The organism is Marinobacter sp. F4218 (genome assembly GCF_019443085.1).
Taxonomy (GTDB): Bacteria; Pseudomonadota; Gammaproteobacteria; order Pseudomonadales; family Oleiphilaceae; genus Marinobacter; species Marinobacter albus.
The window spans coordinates 212773-229197 of sequence record NZ_JAHZIL010000002.1; the positions used below are offsets into that span (position 1 = coordinate 212773).

The following is a 16425-nucleotide window of genomic DNA, read 5'->3' on the forward strand; positions in this document are numbered from 1 at the left end:
GACACTTAACGAATCAGAAAACGGGATCAAATATGTCTGATAAGTACGACGTAATTGTCATTGGCGCGGGCCCGGGTGGTTATGTGGCCGCCATCAAGGCCGCTCAGCTGGGCCTGAAAACAGCTTGTGTTGAATCATGGACATCGACCGATGGCAAGAGCCAGGTGCTTGGTGGCACCTGTCTGAACGTGGGCTGTATTCCCTCGAAGGCGCTGCTGGAGATTTCTCACAAGTTTGAGGAGACCACCCACGATTACGAGATGCAGGGCATCATCGCCAAGGATGTCAAAATGGACATCGCGAAGATGATGGAGCGCAAGAGCGGCATCGTTAAGCAGCTTACCGGCGGTATTGCCGGTCTGTTCAAGGCCAATGGCGTTACGTCCATCCACGGTCACGGCAAACTGCTGGCCAACCGCAAGGTTGAGGTTACCGACAAGGATGGCAAGGCCACGACTTATGAGGCCGAGAACGTCATCCTGGCATCCGGCTCCAAGCCGATCCAGATTCCGCCTGCGCCGTTCGACGGCGAGTACATCGTCGACTCCGAGGGCGCGCTGGAATTTACCGAAGTGCCGAAGCGCCTGGGTGTGATTGGTGCTGGCGTGATCGGCCTGGAACTGGGCAGTGTCTGGGCGCGCCTGGGTTCCGAGGTAACGGTCCTGGAAGCCCAGGACACCTTCCTGCCTGCCGTTGATCAGCAGGTCGCCAAGGACGCGATGAAGCAGTTCAAGAAGCAGGGGCTGGACATCGTCATGGGTGCCCGGATGACGGGTGCCGAGGTCAAGCGTAAGCTGGTAAACGTGACCTACGAAGATTCCAAGGGGAAGCACGAGGCCAAGTTTGACAAGTTGATTGTCGCGGTTGGTCGTCGTCCCTACACCGACAACCTGCTGTCCGAGGACGCGGGCGTTCAGATGGATGAGCGTGGTTTCATCTTTGTCGATGACAACTGCAAGACCGAAGCGCCGGGCGTCTGGGCGGTCGGTGACGTTGTTCGTGGCCCGATGCTGGCACACAAGGCCTCTGAAGAGGGCGTGATGGTTGCGGAGCGTATTGCCGGGCACAAGCCTCAGGTCAATTACGATTGCATTCCGAACGTCATCTACACTGCGCCGGAAGTGGCTTGGGTAGGCATGACCGAAGAACAGCTCAAGGCCGAAGGTGAGGACTACAACGTCGGCACCTTCCCGTTTGCTGCGAACGGTCGGGCCATGGCTGCCAACTCGGCTTCTGGACTGGTCAAGATCATCGCTGACGCGAAAACAGACCGTATTCTCGGTTTTCATGTGGTCGGTCCCCAGGCGTCAGAGATTGTCGCTCAGGGCGTGATTGCCATGGAGTTTGGCTCCAGCGCCGAAGATCTGGCCTTGACCTGCTTTGCGCATCCGACTCTGTCCGAGTCCGTGCACGAGGCGGCCCTGGCCGTTGCCGGTGGCGCGATTCACGTCGCCAACCGCCGCAAAAAGAAGTAACGCAAGCCAGGAAACAGGGGCGCCAATGACGGCGCCCCACTGCCATAAAACGGCTGGTTTCCGGTTGCGCTCAAGGCGGGTTGAGGTGATCCCCGATCCGCCAAATCGAATTCGCAACAGCAGCTCCCGACAGGGACTTGCGCGGGTTCATTTCCGTATGTGGTTATCCTCCATCAATAAGCGGGACATTAACTATGAATTTGCATGAATATCAGGGCAAACAGCTTTTCGCTGAGTATGGCCTGCCAGTATCCGAGGGCGTTGCCTGTGATACCCCTCAAGAGGCCGTAGCGGCCGCTACCGAAATCGGCGGTGACGCATGGGTAGTCAAAGCACAGGTTCACGCGGGTGGACGTGGTAAGGCTGGCGGCGTAAAGCTGGTCAAAAGCAAAGACGAGATTCGTGAGTTTGCCGAGAAGTGGCTGGGCAAGAACCTGGTAACCTACCAGACCGACGAGCACGGCCAGCCGGTCAGCAAGATTCTGGTTGAATCCCTCACTGACATCGACCAGGAGCTTTACCTGGGCGCCGTTGTCGATCGTGGCACCCGTCGCATCGTGTTCATGGCTTCCACTGAAGGTGGGGTCGAGATTGAGCAGGTTGCCGAAGAAACGCCGGAAAAGATCCTCAAGGCCGAAATCGATCCGCTGGTTGGCGCACAGCCGTACCAGGGCCGTGAGCTGGCATTCAAACTGGGGCTCGAAGGCAAGCAGATCGGTCAGTTCACCAAGATCTTCCTGGGTCTGGCGAAGCTTTTCGAGGAGCGCGACCTGGCTCTGCTCGAGATCAACCCGCTGGTTATTACCCCGGCCGGTGATTTGCACTGCCTCGACGCCAAGATCGGCGTAGACGGCAATGCGCTGTACCGTCAGAAGAAAATCCATGAAATGCACGATCCGTCCCAGGAAGATTCCCGGGAAGCCGAAGCCGCCAGGTGGGAACTCAACTACGTGGCACTGGAAGGTAACATCGGCTGCATGGTCAACGGTGCGGGCCTTGCCATGGGTACCATGGACATCATCAAGCTGTCCGGCGGCCAGCCTGCCAACTTCCTGGACGTTGGCGGCGGTGCGACCAAAGAGCGCGTATCCGAAGCGTTCAAGATCATCCTGTCTGACGACAACGTACAGGCCGTTCTGGTTAATATCTTCGGCGGCATCGTTCGCTGCGACATGATCGCAGAGGGCATCATCGGTGCGGTCAAGGAAGTGGGTGTCAAAGTGCCGGTTGTTGTTCGTCTTGAAGGCAACAACGCCGAGAAGGGCACGCAGGTACTCCAGGAAAGTGGCCTGAACATCATCGCGGCTACCAGCCTGGCTAACGCCGCAGAGCAAGTCGTTAAAGCCGCAGGGGGTAAATAATGAGCATCCTGATCAACAAAGACACCAAGGTTATCTGCCAGGGCTTTACCGGCGCACAGGGTACCTTCCACTCCGAGCAGGCGATTGAATACGGCACCAAGATGGTTGGCGGCGTAAGCCCGGGCAAGGGCGGTACCGAGCATTTGGGCCTGCCCGTGTTCAACACGGTCCGTGAGGCGGTCGAGAAGACCGGCGCAGAAGCTACCGTTATCTATGTACCGGCTCCGTTCTGTAAGGATGCGATCATCGAAGCTGCTGACGCTGGCATCCAGCTGATTGTCTGCATCACCGAGGGCATCCCGACCATCGACATGCTGTACGCCAAAGAATACGTTGATCGTAAAGGCGTTCGTATGATCGGTCCGAACTGTCCGGGTGTGATCACTCCGGGTGAGTGCAAGATCGGCATCATGCCCGGTCACATTCACAAGCCGGGCAAAGTGGGCATCGTGTCCCGTTCCGGTACGCTGACTTACGAAGCGGTCAAGCAGACCACAGACTTCGGTTATGGTCAGTCCACCTGCATCGGTATCGGTGGCGACCCGATCCCGGGCTCCAACTTCATCGATATCCTGAAGCTGTTGCAGGACGATCCGCAGACCGAAGCTATCGTCATGATCGGTGAGATCGGCGGTACCGCGGAAGAGGAAGCGGCCGCTTTCATCAAGGAGAACGTAACGAAGCCGGTGGTTTCCTACATCGCCGGTGTAACTGCGCCTCCAGGCAAGCGTATGGGTCACGCCGGCGCCATCATCTCTGGTGGTAAGGGCACGGCCGACGAGAAGTTTGCCGCCCTGAACGATGCCGGTGTTAAAACCGTGCGCAGCCTGGCCGAAATCGGCAAGGCTTTGAAGGAAGCAACTGGCTGGTAAGTCGGTCTTCTTTCAGGAAACCCCCGTTTCTGCCCTGCAGAGCGGGGGTTTTTTATTTATAATGCCGGGTCGCCTGAACTATGATGGCGGTTCCCATTCAAAATAAGGAGTTCGTGCTTTGAGTTCTGTAGATTCCCAGCAAAGGGTTCTGTCCGGCATGCGTCCGACCGGCAAGCTTCACCTTGGTCACTACCACGGTGTGCTGAAAAACTGGGTGAAACTCCAGCACGAGTTCGAGTGCTTTTTCTTCGTCGCCGATTGGCACGCGCTCACCACTGATTACGACGATCCCTCCGGGATTGAGCAGAGCGTCTGGGATATGGTGATCGACTGGCTTGCTGCCGGCGTCAATCCCGGGTCATCGACCATGTTTATCCAGTCCCAGGTGCCCGAGCATGCCGAGCTCCACCTGTTGCTGTCGATGATTACGCCGCTGGGCTGGCTGGAGCGGGTGCCCACCTTCAAGGACCAGCAGGAGAAGCTCCGCGAAAAAGACCTCGCGACCTACGGTTTTCTGGGTTATCCGTTGCTGCAGAGCGCCGATATCCTGGTGTATCGCGCCGGTAAGGTGCCGGTTGGCGCCGATCAGGTGTCCCACGTAGAGATCACTCGGGAAATTGCCCGTCGCTTCAACCACCTCTACGGTCGTGAGCCCGGCTTCGAAGAGCAGGCCGAAGGCGCCATCGTGAAGATGGGCAAGAAGAACGCGAAGCTCTACCGGACCCTCAAGAAGCGATATCAGGAGGAGGGCGATCTTGAGGCTCTCGAGACGGCCCGGGCGCTGCTGAAAGAGCAGCAAAACATCTCTCTGGGTGACCGCGAGCGCCTGTATGGTTACATCGAGGGTGGCGGTAAGGTCATTCTGCCGGAACCCCAGCCGCTGCTCACGCCCGAGTCCAAGATGCCGGGTCTGGATGGCCAGAAGATGTCCAAGTCTTACAACAACTACATAGGTCTGCGTGAAGAACCGGACAGCGTGGCCCAGAAAATCCGGACCATGCAGACGGATCCACAGCGGGTGCGCCGGACCGATCCCGGTGATCCCGACAAGTGTCCGGTCTGGGACATGCACAAGATCTACTCCGATGCCGATACCCAGGATTGGGTGCAGCACGGCTGTCGGAGTGCCGGGATTGGCTGCCTTGACTGTAAAAAGCCTCTTATTGATGCCATCGTCGAGGAACAGCGGCCCCTGCATGAGCGTGCTCGTGAGTATGAGGGCAATCCCGACCTGGTCCATTCAATCCTGCAGGAAGGGCGGGAACATGCGCGTGACGCGGCCCGGGATACCCTGGAGGAAGTGCGCGCTGCGATGGGGCTGCATTACCGCTAGTCTGGCTCAGAGAGTGTGGATGTGAGGCCAGCGATCGGTTTCCGAGGAGAAGCGTATGACGGATGAGTCGACCGGCACGGCCGTGCCAGGTACAGAGGAGGGAGCCGCAGACTCGGCGGCCCTCGCCCGCGTCTCGGGGAAACCGGTTGTTGATCTGCCGAAGGATCTTTACATCCCACCCGATGCGCTGGCGGTGTTCCTCGAAGCCTTCGAGGGGCCCCTGGATCTGTTGCTTTATCTCATCCGCCGCCAGAATATGAACATTCTGGACATTGATGTCAGTGAAATTACCCGTCAGTACATGGATTACATCGGGGCGGTTGAAGCCATGCGCTTTGAACTCGCCGCTGAATACCTGGTGATGGCAGCGACGCTGGCCGAGATCAAATCGCGCATGCTGTTGCCGCGCCAGGAGAGTGACGACGAGGAGGAAATTGATCCGCGGGCTGAATTGATTCGCCGGTTGCAGCAGTACGAACGGTTCAAGAAAGCTGCCGAAGATATTGACGAGATTCCCCGCCTGGAGCGGGACAACTTTTTGGCCTCCGTGGCGTTGCCCAAGCTGCCTTCCAGCCAGCCACATCCGGATGTGGATCTCCGGGAGATGCTGCTGGCGCTACAGGGGGTCTTGCAGCGCGCGGACCTGTTCACGAGCCACCACGTGGAGCGGGAGAGGTTGTCCACCCGTGAGCGGATGTCGGCCATCCTGTCAGCGCTTCAGGACGATCATTTCGTATCGTTCGAAAGTCTGTTCACGCCGGAGGAGGGCAAGCTGGGCGTGGTGGTGACCTTCCTGGCAGCCCTGGAGCTGGTCAAGGAGCAGTTGATAGAGGTGGTGCAGGCGGAAGTTCTGGGGCCGATTCATGTTCGGGCCCGGGCGGTCAGTTAATTGTGGCCTCCGGCCGGTAACGACAGCAGTGGGGGAAGCGGATAACCGTTATGAATGAAGAGCATCTTTTACGTATTCAGGCCATCACCGAAGCGGCGCTGCTGACTGCCGGAAAGCCGCTTTCCCTCGAACAGCTGCGCGAACTGTTTGCCGAGGACGAGCGTCCGGCCCGGCAGGTTATGGAACATGTGATGATGCTTCTCGAGTCCGCCTGCGAGGGCAGGGGCTTCGAGCTGAAAAAAGTTGCCAGTGGCTATCGCCTCCAGGTTAGGGAGGAATACGCCCCCTGGGTCGGCCGGCTGTTCGAGGAAAAACCGCAGCGCTACTCCCGCGCCCTGTTAGAGACCCTGGCGCTCATTGCGTACCGGCAACCAATCACGCGCGGCGAGATCGAGGACATTCGGGGTGTCACGGTAAGCAGCAATATCATCCGAACACTTCTTGAGCGAGAGTGGGTGCGCGTTGTGGGGCATCGGGATGTGCCGGGCCGCCCGGCCATGTACGCCACAACCAAACAGTTTCTGGACTATTTCAACCTCGTTGGACTGGACCAGTTGCCGCCACTGTCGGAAGTGCGGGATCTGGAAGAGATCGGCCGTGAGATTGAAAAGAATATGCAGGCGGAAATTGAATTCGAGTCCCCGGCTTCCGGCGACTCGGATGAGCAGACACTTCACTGAAACCATCAAGGTCTCAGGCAGTTACTAAGGATTTATCAATGGGTTCAGAACGCCCGAAAAAGGCGGCCAGACCGGTCGTGGAGAAAGCCAGCGAAGGTGGTCCGGAGCGCATACAGAAACTCCTGGCCCGCGTGGGAGCCGGTTCCCGGCGTGAAATAGAAGGCTGGATGGAAGCGGGGCGCCTTACGGTTAATGGGCACGCGGTCTCGCCCGGACAAAAGGCGACGCCTGAAGACCGGTTTGAGCTGGATGGAAAGCGGCTGGATGTCTCCGGTGCAGCCGAGGTTGTTCGCCGGGTGTTGATATACAACAAGCCTGAAGGCGAGGTGACGACGCGTAAGGATCCGGAGGGTCGGCCAACGGTTTTCGACCGCCTGCCTCGTCTGAAGGACCATCGCTGGATTTCCATAGGCCGGCTGGATATCAACACCACCGGACTCGTTATGTTCACCACCGACGGTGAACTGGCCAACCGGCTGATGCATCCATCCCGCCAGATCGACCGGGAGTACGCGGTTCGTATTTTCGGGGAAGTCGATGACGCCATGCTTGAGCGCCTGATGGAGGGTGTTCTCCTTGAAGACGGCATGGCGAAATTCACGGACATCAGTCCCGCGGGTGGTAGCGGCATGAACCGCTGGTTTCACGTGACTCTTCTTGAAGGGCGTAATCGGGAGGTTCGCCGACTTTGGGAGTCCCAGGGCGTGCGGGTCAGTCGCCTGAAGCGCGTGCGTTACGGCCCGATTTTTCTGCCCAGTCGGTTGACCCTGGGTAAGTGGGAAGAGCTTGACCAGAAAGCTGTCGATATCCTCAGCCGGACTGTGGATCTGGCCCCGGTCGAGATTCCCCAGAAGACACCAAACGAGAAGGCTGCGCAGGATCGTCAGCGCAGGAAAAGCCCCGGCCGGAGCCAGAAACGCAGTGGTAGCCGCTGGCAGGTCAGCGATTCTGGCCCGCCGAAAGCATCCGGAAAGGATGCCGCTGGCAAGAAGAGAGGGCCGCGAAAGTAGTTTCTAACGGATGGCAGCGAAGACTTGCGTGCAATTTCGACCCTGACGTTTCGCCTGATAGAGCGCGTCATCTGCCCGGGCCAGCCATTGCCCGGGCGCTTCCCCCTTGAGGTGCATGGCAACGCCACAGCTTGTAGTTACGGAAAGCTTCGCATCCCCGCAATCAACAACAATCCCGGTGATTGCTTCCCTGATCCTCTCTGCCACATCTTTCGCACCTTGCTCTCCGGTATGGGGGAGCAGGACCGCAAACTCCTCCCCGCCGAAACGGTAGACGCTGTCAGAGGTTCGAACTGACCGTTCGAGACACTCCGCGGCCATCTGCAACAGGTGATCGCCCACCACGTGGCCATGGTTGTCGTTGACCGACTTGAAGTGATCCAGATCGCAGAGGACGAGCGAGTACTCGTCACTGTGTCTGTCGGACAGCTGGCTTGAACGGAGCAGGGCTTCGTCCAGCGCCCGCTTATTGGGGATTCCGGTCAGCGCGTCAGTCAGGGAGGCCTTTTCGATGGTGATGTACTGGCAGGCATTGCGCAGAGGGCAGATTGCGGTGCCCAGAATGGTTTCGACGCCCTCCAGTTCCTCGTCAGCGAACTTCTTCCGGCGATACAGGGTGAGCACGCCGTAGGAAACGCCTTCCAGATTCAGCCGGTATTCGCACCGGTGCTGCCCGCCCAGGCCAGTGGCGAAGACGAAGTCCTCACGGGCAATTCGGTGCCGGTAGTGGAGAGAATCGAAAGGCACGATATCTGCCAGTTCCTCTGCCAGAATGCCAAGCTGGGTCTCGAGCGAGAGTGTTGTAGACAGACGGCGGGCGAGTCTCGTGAGAACATCCGAAGGATTGTGCCAATCCTCCCGGGCCTGCCGAAGCGCGGCAAGTTTACGGGGCTGCGAGACAGGTCGTTGAAGGGAAGGAATGTGTTTCACTAAGCTCACTCTGTCGTTAAGATTTAGGGCGTTACCGTGCACCCCACGCAATTAAGCACTAAACGTGCCGTCCTATAAAAAGATATAAAAAACAATTGCCTCCCGTTTTGGTCTGTAAATAACGTGAAAACAAAGGCCGGGCGAGCGTGCTCTCTGTCAATTTAGCGGCAGGCATTTGCCGCCCACTTGCGATAGCGTGCGCAAATGTCGGGAAAGGGATTGGGCTGACGGATGCCTGTGGTAAACTCTTGCGCTTGTACCTACGCCGTCTGCAGAAGTGAGCGACCCGATTTATGAGGTTTCAGGCCCCGGAAAGTCTGTCTGAACAAATTGCCCAGCACCTTGGCCAGCGGATCGTTACCCGGGATCTGAAGCCTGGTGAACGAATTCAGGAACTCAAGGTGGCCGGCGAGCTCAATGTCAGCCGTGGCTCTGTTCGTGAAGCGCTGCTGATTCTTGAGCGGCGGCACCTGATTGAGATATTTCCCCGGCGCGGCGCTGTTGTCTCCAAGCTGACACCAGAAAGCGTCAACAGCCTCTACGACATCTACATTGATCTGCTATGCATGCTCGGACGAAAGGTCCTTGAGCGATGGTCAGGTGCCGATCTCGGGGGTGTCATGGGCCAGGTGAAGGAGCTCCAGGCCGTCATTGATGCGCTCAATTCCACCGGCGCAGATGCCGCCGAAAAGGTAATTGATGCAGGCTTCGGAGTCATGCGCTATGCCTACGGTCTGGTCGATAACCCGTTTCTGGAAGAAACTCTCGAAAATTTCCGGCCGGCCATCAGTCGGACCTATTTCGTTGCGCTCGAAAATTTCCGGGATGAAATTGCTGAAACCGCGACGTTTTTCAGGCAACTTGCCGACGCTGCAGTCAGTGACGATTCGGCTCGACTGCAATCGGTGATCCAGGCGTTTGGCGAGCATCAGCGGCAACAGGTTTTGACCATTCTCAGGGAGGAGGCGAGCGCCTGATATGCGCCTGAAGTCCATCAAATTATCCGGTTTCAAATCGTTCGTTGATCCGACAACCGTGCCGTTCCCTTCCAACATGACTGCGGTCGTCGGTCCCAACGGTTGTGGCAAATCCAATATCATTGACGCCGTTCGCTGGGTTATGGGCGAAAGCTCCGCAAAATACCTGCGCGGCGAATCCATGACTGACGTTATTTTCAACGGGTCCAGCGCTCGGAAACCGGTCGGTCAGGCCTCGATCGAGCTGGTTTTCGATAACAGCGACGGATCCGCGCCCGGCGAATTTGTTCGTTTTAATGAGATCTCCGTGCGCCGTAGGGTCTCCCGAGAAGGGCAGTCGGAGTATTTCCTGAACGGGTCCAAGTGCCGCCGTCGGGATATCACGGATCTTTTCCTCGGCACCGGTCTCGGGCCCCGCAGCTACGCCATCATTGAGCAGGGCATGATTTCCCGGCTGATCGAGGCAAAGCCAGAAGAGCTTCGGATTTACATTGAAGAAGCGGCCGGTATTTCAAAGTACAAGGAGCGCCGCCGGGAAACCGAAAACCGGATCCGCCGTACCCAGGAGAACCTCGAACGCCTTACGGACCTTCGCGATGAGCTGGGCCGGCAACTTCAGCACCTTGAGCGCCAGGCAGCCGCCGCTGAGAAATATAAGGCGTACAAGCATGAGGAACGTCAGAAGAAAGCGGAACTCACGGTTCTGCGCTGGCAATCGCTCGATAATGACCTGCAAACGTGGCGGGCCAGAATCCGGGACACAGAGCTGGAGCTTGAAAAACGGCTGACCGAGCGGGTGAATCTCGAGACCTCGCTGGAGTCCCTGCGAGAGAATCACCTTGACCGGACCGAGCATTTCAATAAGGCCCAGGCCCGTTACTACGAAGCGGGCGCGGACATTGCCCGAATAGAACAGAGCCTGGAGCACCAGCGCGAGCGAAGTCGCCAGACTGCCGCCGAGCTTGATCAGGCCATGGCCAATCAACGCGAACTGGCCCGGGAACTTGAGCAGGACGAGGACAAGCTGTCCGGGATCCAGGAAGAGCTCAACATGATGGAACCGGAGCAGGAAGCGCTGGCATTGCGATCGGAGGAATCCGGCGAAAAACTGCAAATGGCGGAAGAGGCCATGAGTGAGTGGCAGCAGAAATGGGAAGATTTCAGCAGCCGGTCTTCGGATGCGCGGCGTCAGGCCGAGTTGTCCCAATCCCGCATCCGGTCGCTGGAAGATGCTATCGAACAGCTTCGGGGCCGCTATCGAAAGCTGGAGGATGAACAGGCGTTGCTGGATGGCCAGATGGACCGGGCTGAACTTGAGGAACTGCAGGAACAGCAGGAAACCCTGGAGTTGCAGAGGGAGGAAGCGTCGGAGCGTATTGCGAGCATCCAGGAAGACTTGTACGAAGCGAGACAGGAGCAGCGTGAGGCGGAACAGGCTGCAGGTGAGGAGCGCCAGCGGGTTCAAAGCCTTCGGGCATCACTGGAGTCGCAGCAGGCCCTGCTGGATGAACAGCTTGGCGGTCAGGACGATGCGCTACAGAGCTGGTTGTCCGAACATGGGTTGACGGATACACCTCGTGTCGCCAGCCAGTTACGCATTGAGAACGGCTGGGAATTTGCCGTGGAGCAGGTGATTGGACGATTCACACACGGTCTGTCGTTGCCGGGAATCGATCATCTTTCAGGGGCCATGGGTTCTGCACCGAAAGGTCTGGCCCTGGTTGATGCCGGCGGTGAACCGGTCAGCGTCTCCACGAGCAGTGGCCTGGCAGCCAAGGTATCTGGCGTTCCGGCCGTGGCGGCTCTCATGGCGGGTATCCGTGCGGTTGAGACTCTCTCGGATGCGCTGGGCATGCGCTCAGAACTGGAGGAGTGCGAAAGCGTTATCACGCCGGACGGGGTCTGGGTGTCCCGTGACTGGGTGCTGATGCCTGATTCCGATGCTGGTCAGGTTGGTGTTATCGAACGCCAGAAAAAGGTGAGTGAATTGGACTCGCAGCTTGCCCGGGCTGAAGAGTCCCTGGCCCTGGCCAGCGAACGGCTGGACGGTCTCCAGGAGCGGGTTGAACGGGCCGAGTCGGCCCGCGATGATGCTCAGGCAAGTCTCAGTGATGCCGAGCGGGAGCTGAGCGGGTTGTCTTCGAGAATCAGCGGGCTCAGGGCGCGGGCGGAACAGATTAATGCCCGCTTGCAGAGTATTCGTGAAGATCTGTCGGACGTTTCTCTCAACCTCGAGAGCCAGGAAGAGAGCTTGCGGGAAGCCCGGGAAGAGTGGCAGCAGGCGCTGGCCTCCACCGAAGACAGCGATGAGGAGAAGGAACAGCTGCTGGAACAGCGGGACGGCCTGCGGGAAAACCTTGATCGCCTCAGGCACGATGCCCGCCATGATCGGGATCATGCCCACCAGTTACAGCTCCAGTTGCAGTCCTTGAACAGTCAGCGGGATGGTCTAAAACAGACTATCGAGCGCATGCAGTTGCAGAAAGAAAGGATTGAGGAGCGCCTGGAGATTCTGCGGGAATCCCGGGAAAGTGCGGAAGAACCCATCGAAGACCTCCAGATGCAGCTCGAAGGTCTGTTGGACCGGCGCCTGGCGGAGGAGGACAAGCTCGGCGCGGCCCGGGACGCGCTCGAAGAGATTGATCGCGAGGTGCGGGAGAAAGAGCAGGGCCGCAGCCGGATTGACCACGAGATACAGGAAGTACGGTCAAAACTGGAAAAGCTCAAAATGGAGTCCCAGGCGCTGGAAATTCGATCTGGCAATCACATCGAGCAGCTCCAGGAGCTGGACGTTAAGCTCCAGGAAGTCCTGGAGCAGTTGCCGGAAGGTGCAAACGAAAAGGACTGGGCGGACGAGCTGGAAAAAATAGGCAGCCGGATTCAGAGGCTTGGCGCTATAAACCTGGCCGCGATTGAGGAATACCAGGTTCAGAGTGAACGAAAAACTTACCTGGACAGTCAGAATGACGACCTGATGGAAGCGCTGGAGACCCTGGACAATGCGATCCGCAAGATTGACCGGGAAACCCGTCAGCGCTTCAAGGAAACCTTCGACCAGGTTAACGGAGGCCTACAGGCCCTCTTTCCGAAGGTATTCGGAGGCGGTAATGCTTACCTTGAGCTGACCGGAGAGGATTTGCTGGAAACGGGTGTTGCGATCATGGCCCGTCCGCCGGGCAAGAAAAACAGCACGATCCATCTGCTTTCCGGTGGAGAGAAGGCGTTGACCGCCATTGCCCTGGTCTTTTCCATTTTCCAGCTCAATCCCGCCCCGTTCTGTATGCTGGACGAGGTAGATGCGCCGCTGGATGACGCCAACGTTGGGCGTTATGCCAACATGGTCAAGGAAATGTCGAAACAGGTTCAATTCATCTACATTACCCACAACAAGATCGCCATGGAACTGGCCGATCAACTTATGGGGGTTACTATGCACGAGCCGGGCTGTTCCCGCCTCGTATCGGTAGATGTGGAGGAGGCTGCAGCGCTGGCGGAGGCCTGAGTATTTGTGCTGCGCATAAAAGCATCAAGGATGACAATAACGCCATCTGGCCCGGCTGCGCGTTGTATTCATTACGGGCTTTTCTTAGAGTAACACTGTTACCCGATCCGCAAACAGGACAGCAGGACTATGTCACTTAGGGAATGGTTAATCGCCATCGGTACCCTCGTTATCATTGGTATTGTCATTGACGGGATCCGCCGTGTCCGTCGTGCCCGTAAGGAATCCATGGCTATCTCATCCGGTATGGGGGCGGATGAACTTAAGGAATCGCCACTGGATGACCACTACAACCCGGAGCTGCCGAATGGCGGAGCCCGGACAATCTCCCGTGACACTCTGGTAGAGCGGGGGTACGTAAAGCGGGAAAGGTCCGACCGTTTCGGAACGCCGAAACCCAAGCCGACGCGCCCGGTTACGGCAGCCAACCACAGCCCGAAGCAGCCGGAAGGGCCTGCTGAGCCGGCGCCAGAATCGGAGGAGGCACCCTGGGAATCGGGTTTCTCGGCCCACGATGACGCGTACCCTGAGCCCGACTCCGGCTGGACGGCGTCCGATGAGGATCAGGGGGCCGGTGACGGTATTCTTGGAGAGCGCCGGACGGTTTCTGCCAGTGATATTCCGGATACCTATGAGGACACGGTCGAGGTGCCTGATGATCCTGCTGAGAGCGCGGTGCCGCCAACAGTAACCACTGAAGTTGAGGAAGACACGGCGCGCCGTGATCCTTTCGAACCTAAGGGGGGGCAGCCACTTGCCGGCGCGAACCGGCCGGAGGCTCGAGAAGTGGTTGTGATCAACGTACTTGCCCGCACTGGTGAGGATTTCAGCGGAGTAGCCCTGAAGAAGTTGTTTGAAGCCTGCGGCCTTCAGTACGGTGATATGGATATTTATCACCGACATGAAGCGGCAGATACCACCAGTCCCGTTCAGTTCAGTGTTGCCAATGCTGTTGAACCGGGGACGTTCAAGCCGGCAGATATGCCCCGATTGACGACGCCGGGTATCAGCTTCTTCATGAGTCTGCCGGGCCCGTCGAATGCGCTTCAGGCCTTTGAGTTCATGCTCGAAACCGCCCAATGTGTGGTACGAAACCTGGGGGGTGAACTGAAAGACGAGCGTCGCAGTGTGATGACCCCGCAAACCATTGAGCATTGCCGTCAACGTATCCGGGAATTTGACCGCAAACAGCGGTCGCAGCGGGTGTGACGCCAGAGCGAGAAATCGACGAACGATGCCCGGATTGTTCCGGGCATTTTTTTGACAGGTGAGAGCGCATATCCATGAGCAAAGCCACGCCCGAGATTGTTCAGCGTGTCGAAGAACTCCGGTCTTTGATTGAGGATCACAACTACCACTATTACGTGCTCGATGATCCCCGTATCCCCGACGCGGAATATGACCGGCTGTTTCGGGAACTCCAGGCACTGGAAACCAATTATCCGGGACTGGCCTCCGACGACTCACCAACCCGGCGGGTTGGCAGCAGCGTTGAAACCAGTTTCGACGAAGTGGTTCACCGGATTCCGATGCTGTCGCTGGATAATGCATTCAGTGAAGAGGAGCTGCGTGACTTTGACCGTCGGGTTCGCGAACGCTTGGGAACCGATGAGGACATCCAGTATGTCTGCGAACCCAAGCTGGATGGACTGGCGGTCAGCCTGCATTACGAGTATGGGGCTCTGCGGACGGCGGCCACCCGCGGCGACGGCTATGCCGGGGAAGATATAACAGCCAATATCCGGACCATTCCTTCCGTGCCGCTCAAACTCCGTGGCGATGACATACCAGAGCTGGTTGAAGTGAGAGGCGAAGTGTATATGCCTAAAGCTGGTTTCGAGGAGCTTAATCGGCGGTTGTCCGAGCGGGGCGAAAAAACGTTCGTGAATCCTCGAAATGCGGCCGCGGGAAGCCTGCGTCAGAAAAAATCCACGGTTACTGCCAAGCGCCCGCTGGAGATGTGCGCCTACAGTGTGGCTGTGACGGACGAAACCTTGTTGCCCGACAATCACTGGGCGGGCCTGCAGCAGGTCAAAAGCTGGGGATTCCGCATCAATCCGGAAATGCGCATGGCCTCAGGGGTTGAGGAGTGTCTGGCGGCCTACCGGGAGCTGATGGAAAAACGGGACTCTCTGCCCTACGAAATCGACGGTATTGTTTTCAAGGTCAATAGCCTGGAACAGCAGAACAGGCTGGGGTTTGTGTCGCGGGCACCCCGTTGGGCGATCGCGCATAAGTTTCCTGCCCAGGAAGAGCTGACCGTCATTGAGGACGTGGAGTTTCAGGTCGGGCGGACCGGGGCGGTCACCCCTGTCGCACGTCTGAAGCCGGTTTTCGTTGGTGGGGTTACCGTAAGCAATGCCACCTTGCACAATATGGATGAAATCCGACGGCTGGATGCCCGTATCGGCGATACCGTATTCATCCGTCGGGCAGGCGATGTCATTCCCCAGGTGGTGAAGGTGGTCCCGGAGAAGCGACCGGCCGACGCTCGGGAAGTAGAGTTGCCGGAACACTGTCCGGTGTGTAATTCCGATGTCATTCAGATTGACGGTGAAGCCGTTGCCCGATGCTCCGGGGGACTTTACTGCCCGGCTCAGCGAAAGGAGGCGATCCGCCATTACGCGTCCAGAAAGGCGCTGGACATTGAAGGCCTCGGGGATAAATGGATCGACATTCTGGTTGGTCACGAGCTTGTGGAGACGGTCGCGGACCTGTACCGGTTGAAAAAGCAGGACCTGACAGGTCTCGAGCGAATGGGCGACAAATCAGCGAGTAACCTGATTGCCGCGATTGATAAGTCCCGTACGCCAGTGCTCTGGCGTTTTCTCTATGCACTGGGTATACGGGAGGTCGGCGAGGCGACCGCGAAATCCCTGGCCTCCCATTTCGGTAGTCTGGAGGCCATTGCTGCCGCAGACGAGGATTCCCTGCAACAGGTGCCAGATGTAGGGCCGATTGTTGCCGGCCACATCCGAAGTTTCTTCAATCAGCCCCATAATCAGGAGACGCTGGCCGCGCTGAAGGACGCAGGGGTCGTGTGGCAGCAGGAAGAGGTGACGGAAGGCGACAAGCCGTTGGAGGGGCAGACCTGGGTGCTGACCGGGACTCTCTCGGAAATGACCAGGGACGAAGCCAGGGAAAAGCTGGAAAGTCTTGGTGCCAAGGTGGCCGGCAGCGTGTCCAAAAAGACAGCCTGCGTGGTGGCTGGCGAGGCAGCGGGCTCCAAGCTTGCAAAAGCGGAACAGCTCGACGTCCCGATTCTTGATGAGCCCGGCTTGTTGGCTCTCCTTAAGGATCACGGGCTGGAAAACTAGTCAGTCCTGATAACGTTCATTCCGTGGTCGGGCGGGGAGGGACTCCCGTTGGCAGATGAATCTGAGAACTCGCGCAGAT

General features: G+C 58.1%; 12 protein-coding genes. 11 read left to right on the forward strand and 1 reads right to left on the reverse strand.

Annotated features, from left to right (window positions below; genetic code table 11):
* The first annotated feature begins 32 nt into the window (after nucleotides 1-32).
* The 7 genes from lpdA (at nucleotide 33) to rluB (ending at nucleotide 7620) form a co-directional block, all read left to right on the forward strand.
* Nucleotides 33-1475, forward strand: a complete 1443-nt coding sequence (lpdA, locus tag K0B93_RS01385) for a dihydrolipoyl dehydrogenase (RefSeq protein WP_219865479.1) — start codon at nucleotides 33-35, stop codon at nucleotides 1473-1475.
* A gap of 194 nt (nucleotides 1476-1669) precedes the next feature.
* The gene (sucC, locus tag K0B93_RS01390; protein WP_219865480.1) at nucleotides 1670-2836 is read left to right on the forward strand and encodes an ADP-forming succinate--CoA ligase subunit beta; all 1167 of its coding nucleotides are present in this window, start codon (nucleotides 1670-1672) and stop codon (nucleotides 2834-2836) included.
* Nucleotides 2836-3708, forward strand: coding sequence for a succinate--CoA ligase subunit alpha (gene sucD / locus K0B93_RS01395; protein WP_219865481.1), 873 nt, complete (start codon nucleotides 2836-2838; stop codon nucleotides 3706-3708). The genes sucC and sucD overlap by 1 nt, the downstream gene beginning before the upstream one ends.
* Nucleotides 3709-3826: 118 nt before the next feature.
* Complete coding sequence (locus tag K0B93_RS01400) at nucleotides 3827-5041, forward strand: tryptophan--tRNA ligase (RefSeq protein ID WP_219865482.1); 1215 nt, start codon at nucleotides 3827-3829, stop codon at nucleotides 5039-5041.
* A gap of 55 nt (nucleotides 5042-5096) precedes the next feature.
* Nucleotides 5097-5930, forward strand: coding sequence for a segregation and condensation protein A (locus K0B93_RS01405; RefSeq protein WP_219865483.1), 834 nt, complete (start codon nucleotides 5097-5099; stop codon nucleotides 5928-5930).
* Between the two features lie 50 nt (nucleotides 5931-5980).
* Nucleotides 5981-6610: an SMC-Scp complex subunit ScpB gene (scpB, locus tag K0B93_RS01410; protein ID WP_219865484.1), complete on the forward strand. Its 630-nt coding sequence runs from the start codon at nucleotides 5981-5983 to the stop codon at nucleotides 6608-6610.
* Nucleotides 6611-6648: 38 nt separating this feature from the next.
* Nucleotides 6649-7620: a 23S rRNA pseudouridine(2605) synthase RluB gene (gene rluB / locus K0B93_RS01415; RefSeq protein WP_219865485.1), complete on the forward strand. Its 972-nt coding sequence runs from the start codon at nucleotides 6649-6651 to the stop codon at nucleotides 7618-7620.
* A gap of 3 nt (nucleotides 7621-7623) precedes the next feature.
* Here the strand turns inward: rluB and K0B93_RS01420 are convergent, their stop codons facing one another.
* The gene (locus K0B93_RS01420) at nucleotides 7624-8550 is read right to left on the reverse strand and encodes a GGDEF domain-containing protein (RefSeq protein ID WP_219865486.1); all 927 of its coding nucleotides are present in this window, start codon (nucleotides 8548-8550) and stop codon (nucleotides 7624-7626) included.
* Nucleotides 8551-8843: 293 nt separating this feature from the next.
* Here K0B93_RS01420 and K0B93_RS01425 point away from each other — a divergent pair, with 293 nt between their 5' ends.
* From K0B93_RS01425 to ligA, 4 genes are all read left to right on the forward strand, one after another.
* Nucleotides 8844-9527 carry a GntR family transcriptional regulator gene (locus tag K0B93_RS01425; protein ID WP_219865487.1) on the forward strand — a complete coding sequence of 228 codons (684 nt, stop codon included), beginning with the start codon at nucleotides 8844-8846 and terminating at the stop codon, nucleotides 9525-9527.
* 1 nt (nucleotide 9528) lies between these two features.
* Nucleotides 9529-13029, forward strand: a complete 3501-nt coding sequence (gene smc, locus K0B93_RS01430) for a chromosome segregation protein SMC (protein WP_219865488.1) — start codon at nucleotides 9529-9531, stop codon at nucleotides 13027-13029.
* Between the two features lie 129 nt (nucleotides 13030-13158).
* The gene (zipA, locus tag K0B93_RS01435; RefSeq protein WP_219865489.1) at nucleotides 13159-14238 is read left to right on the forward strand and encodes a cell division protein ZipA; all 1080 of its coding nucleotides are present in this window, start codon (nucleotides 13159-13161) and stop codon (nucleotides 14236-14238) included.
* 74 nt (nucleotides 14239-14312) lie between these two features.
* Nucleotides 14313-16346 carry an NAD-dependent DNA ligase LigA gene (gene ligA / locus K0B93_RS01440; protein WP_219865490.1) on the forward strand — a complete coding sequence of 678 codons (2034 nt, stop codon included), beginning with the start codon at nucleotides 14313-14315 and terminating at the stop codon, nucleotides 16344-16346.
* The last annotated feature ends 79 nt before the right edge of the window (nucleotides 16347-16425 follow it).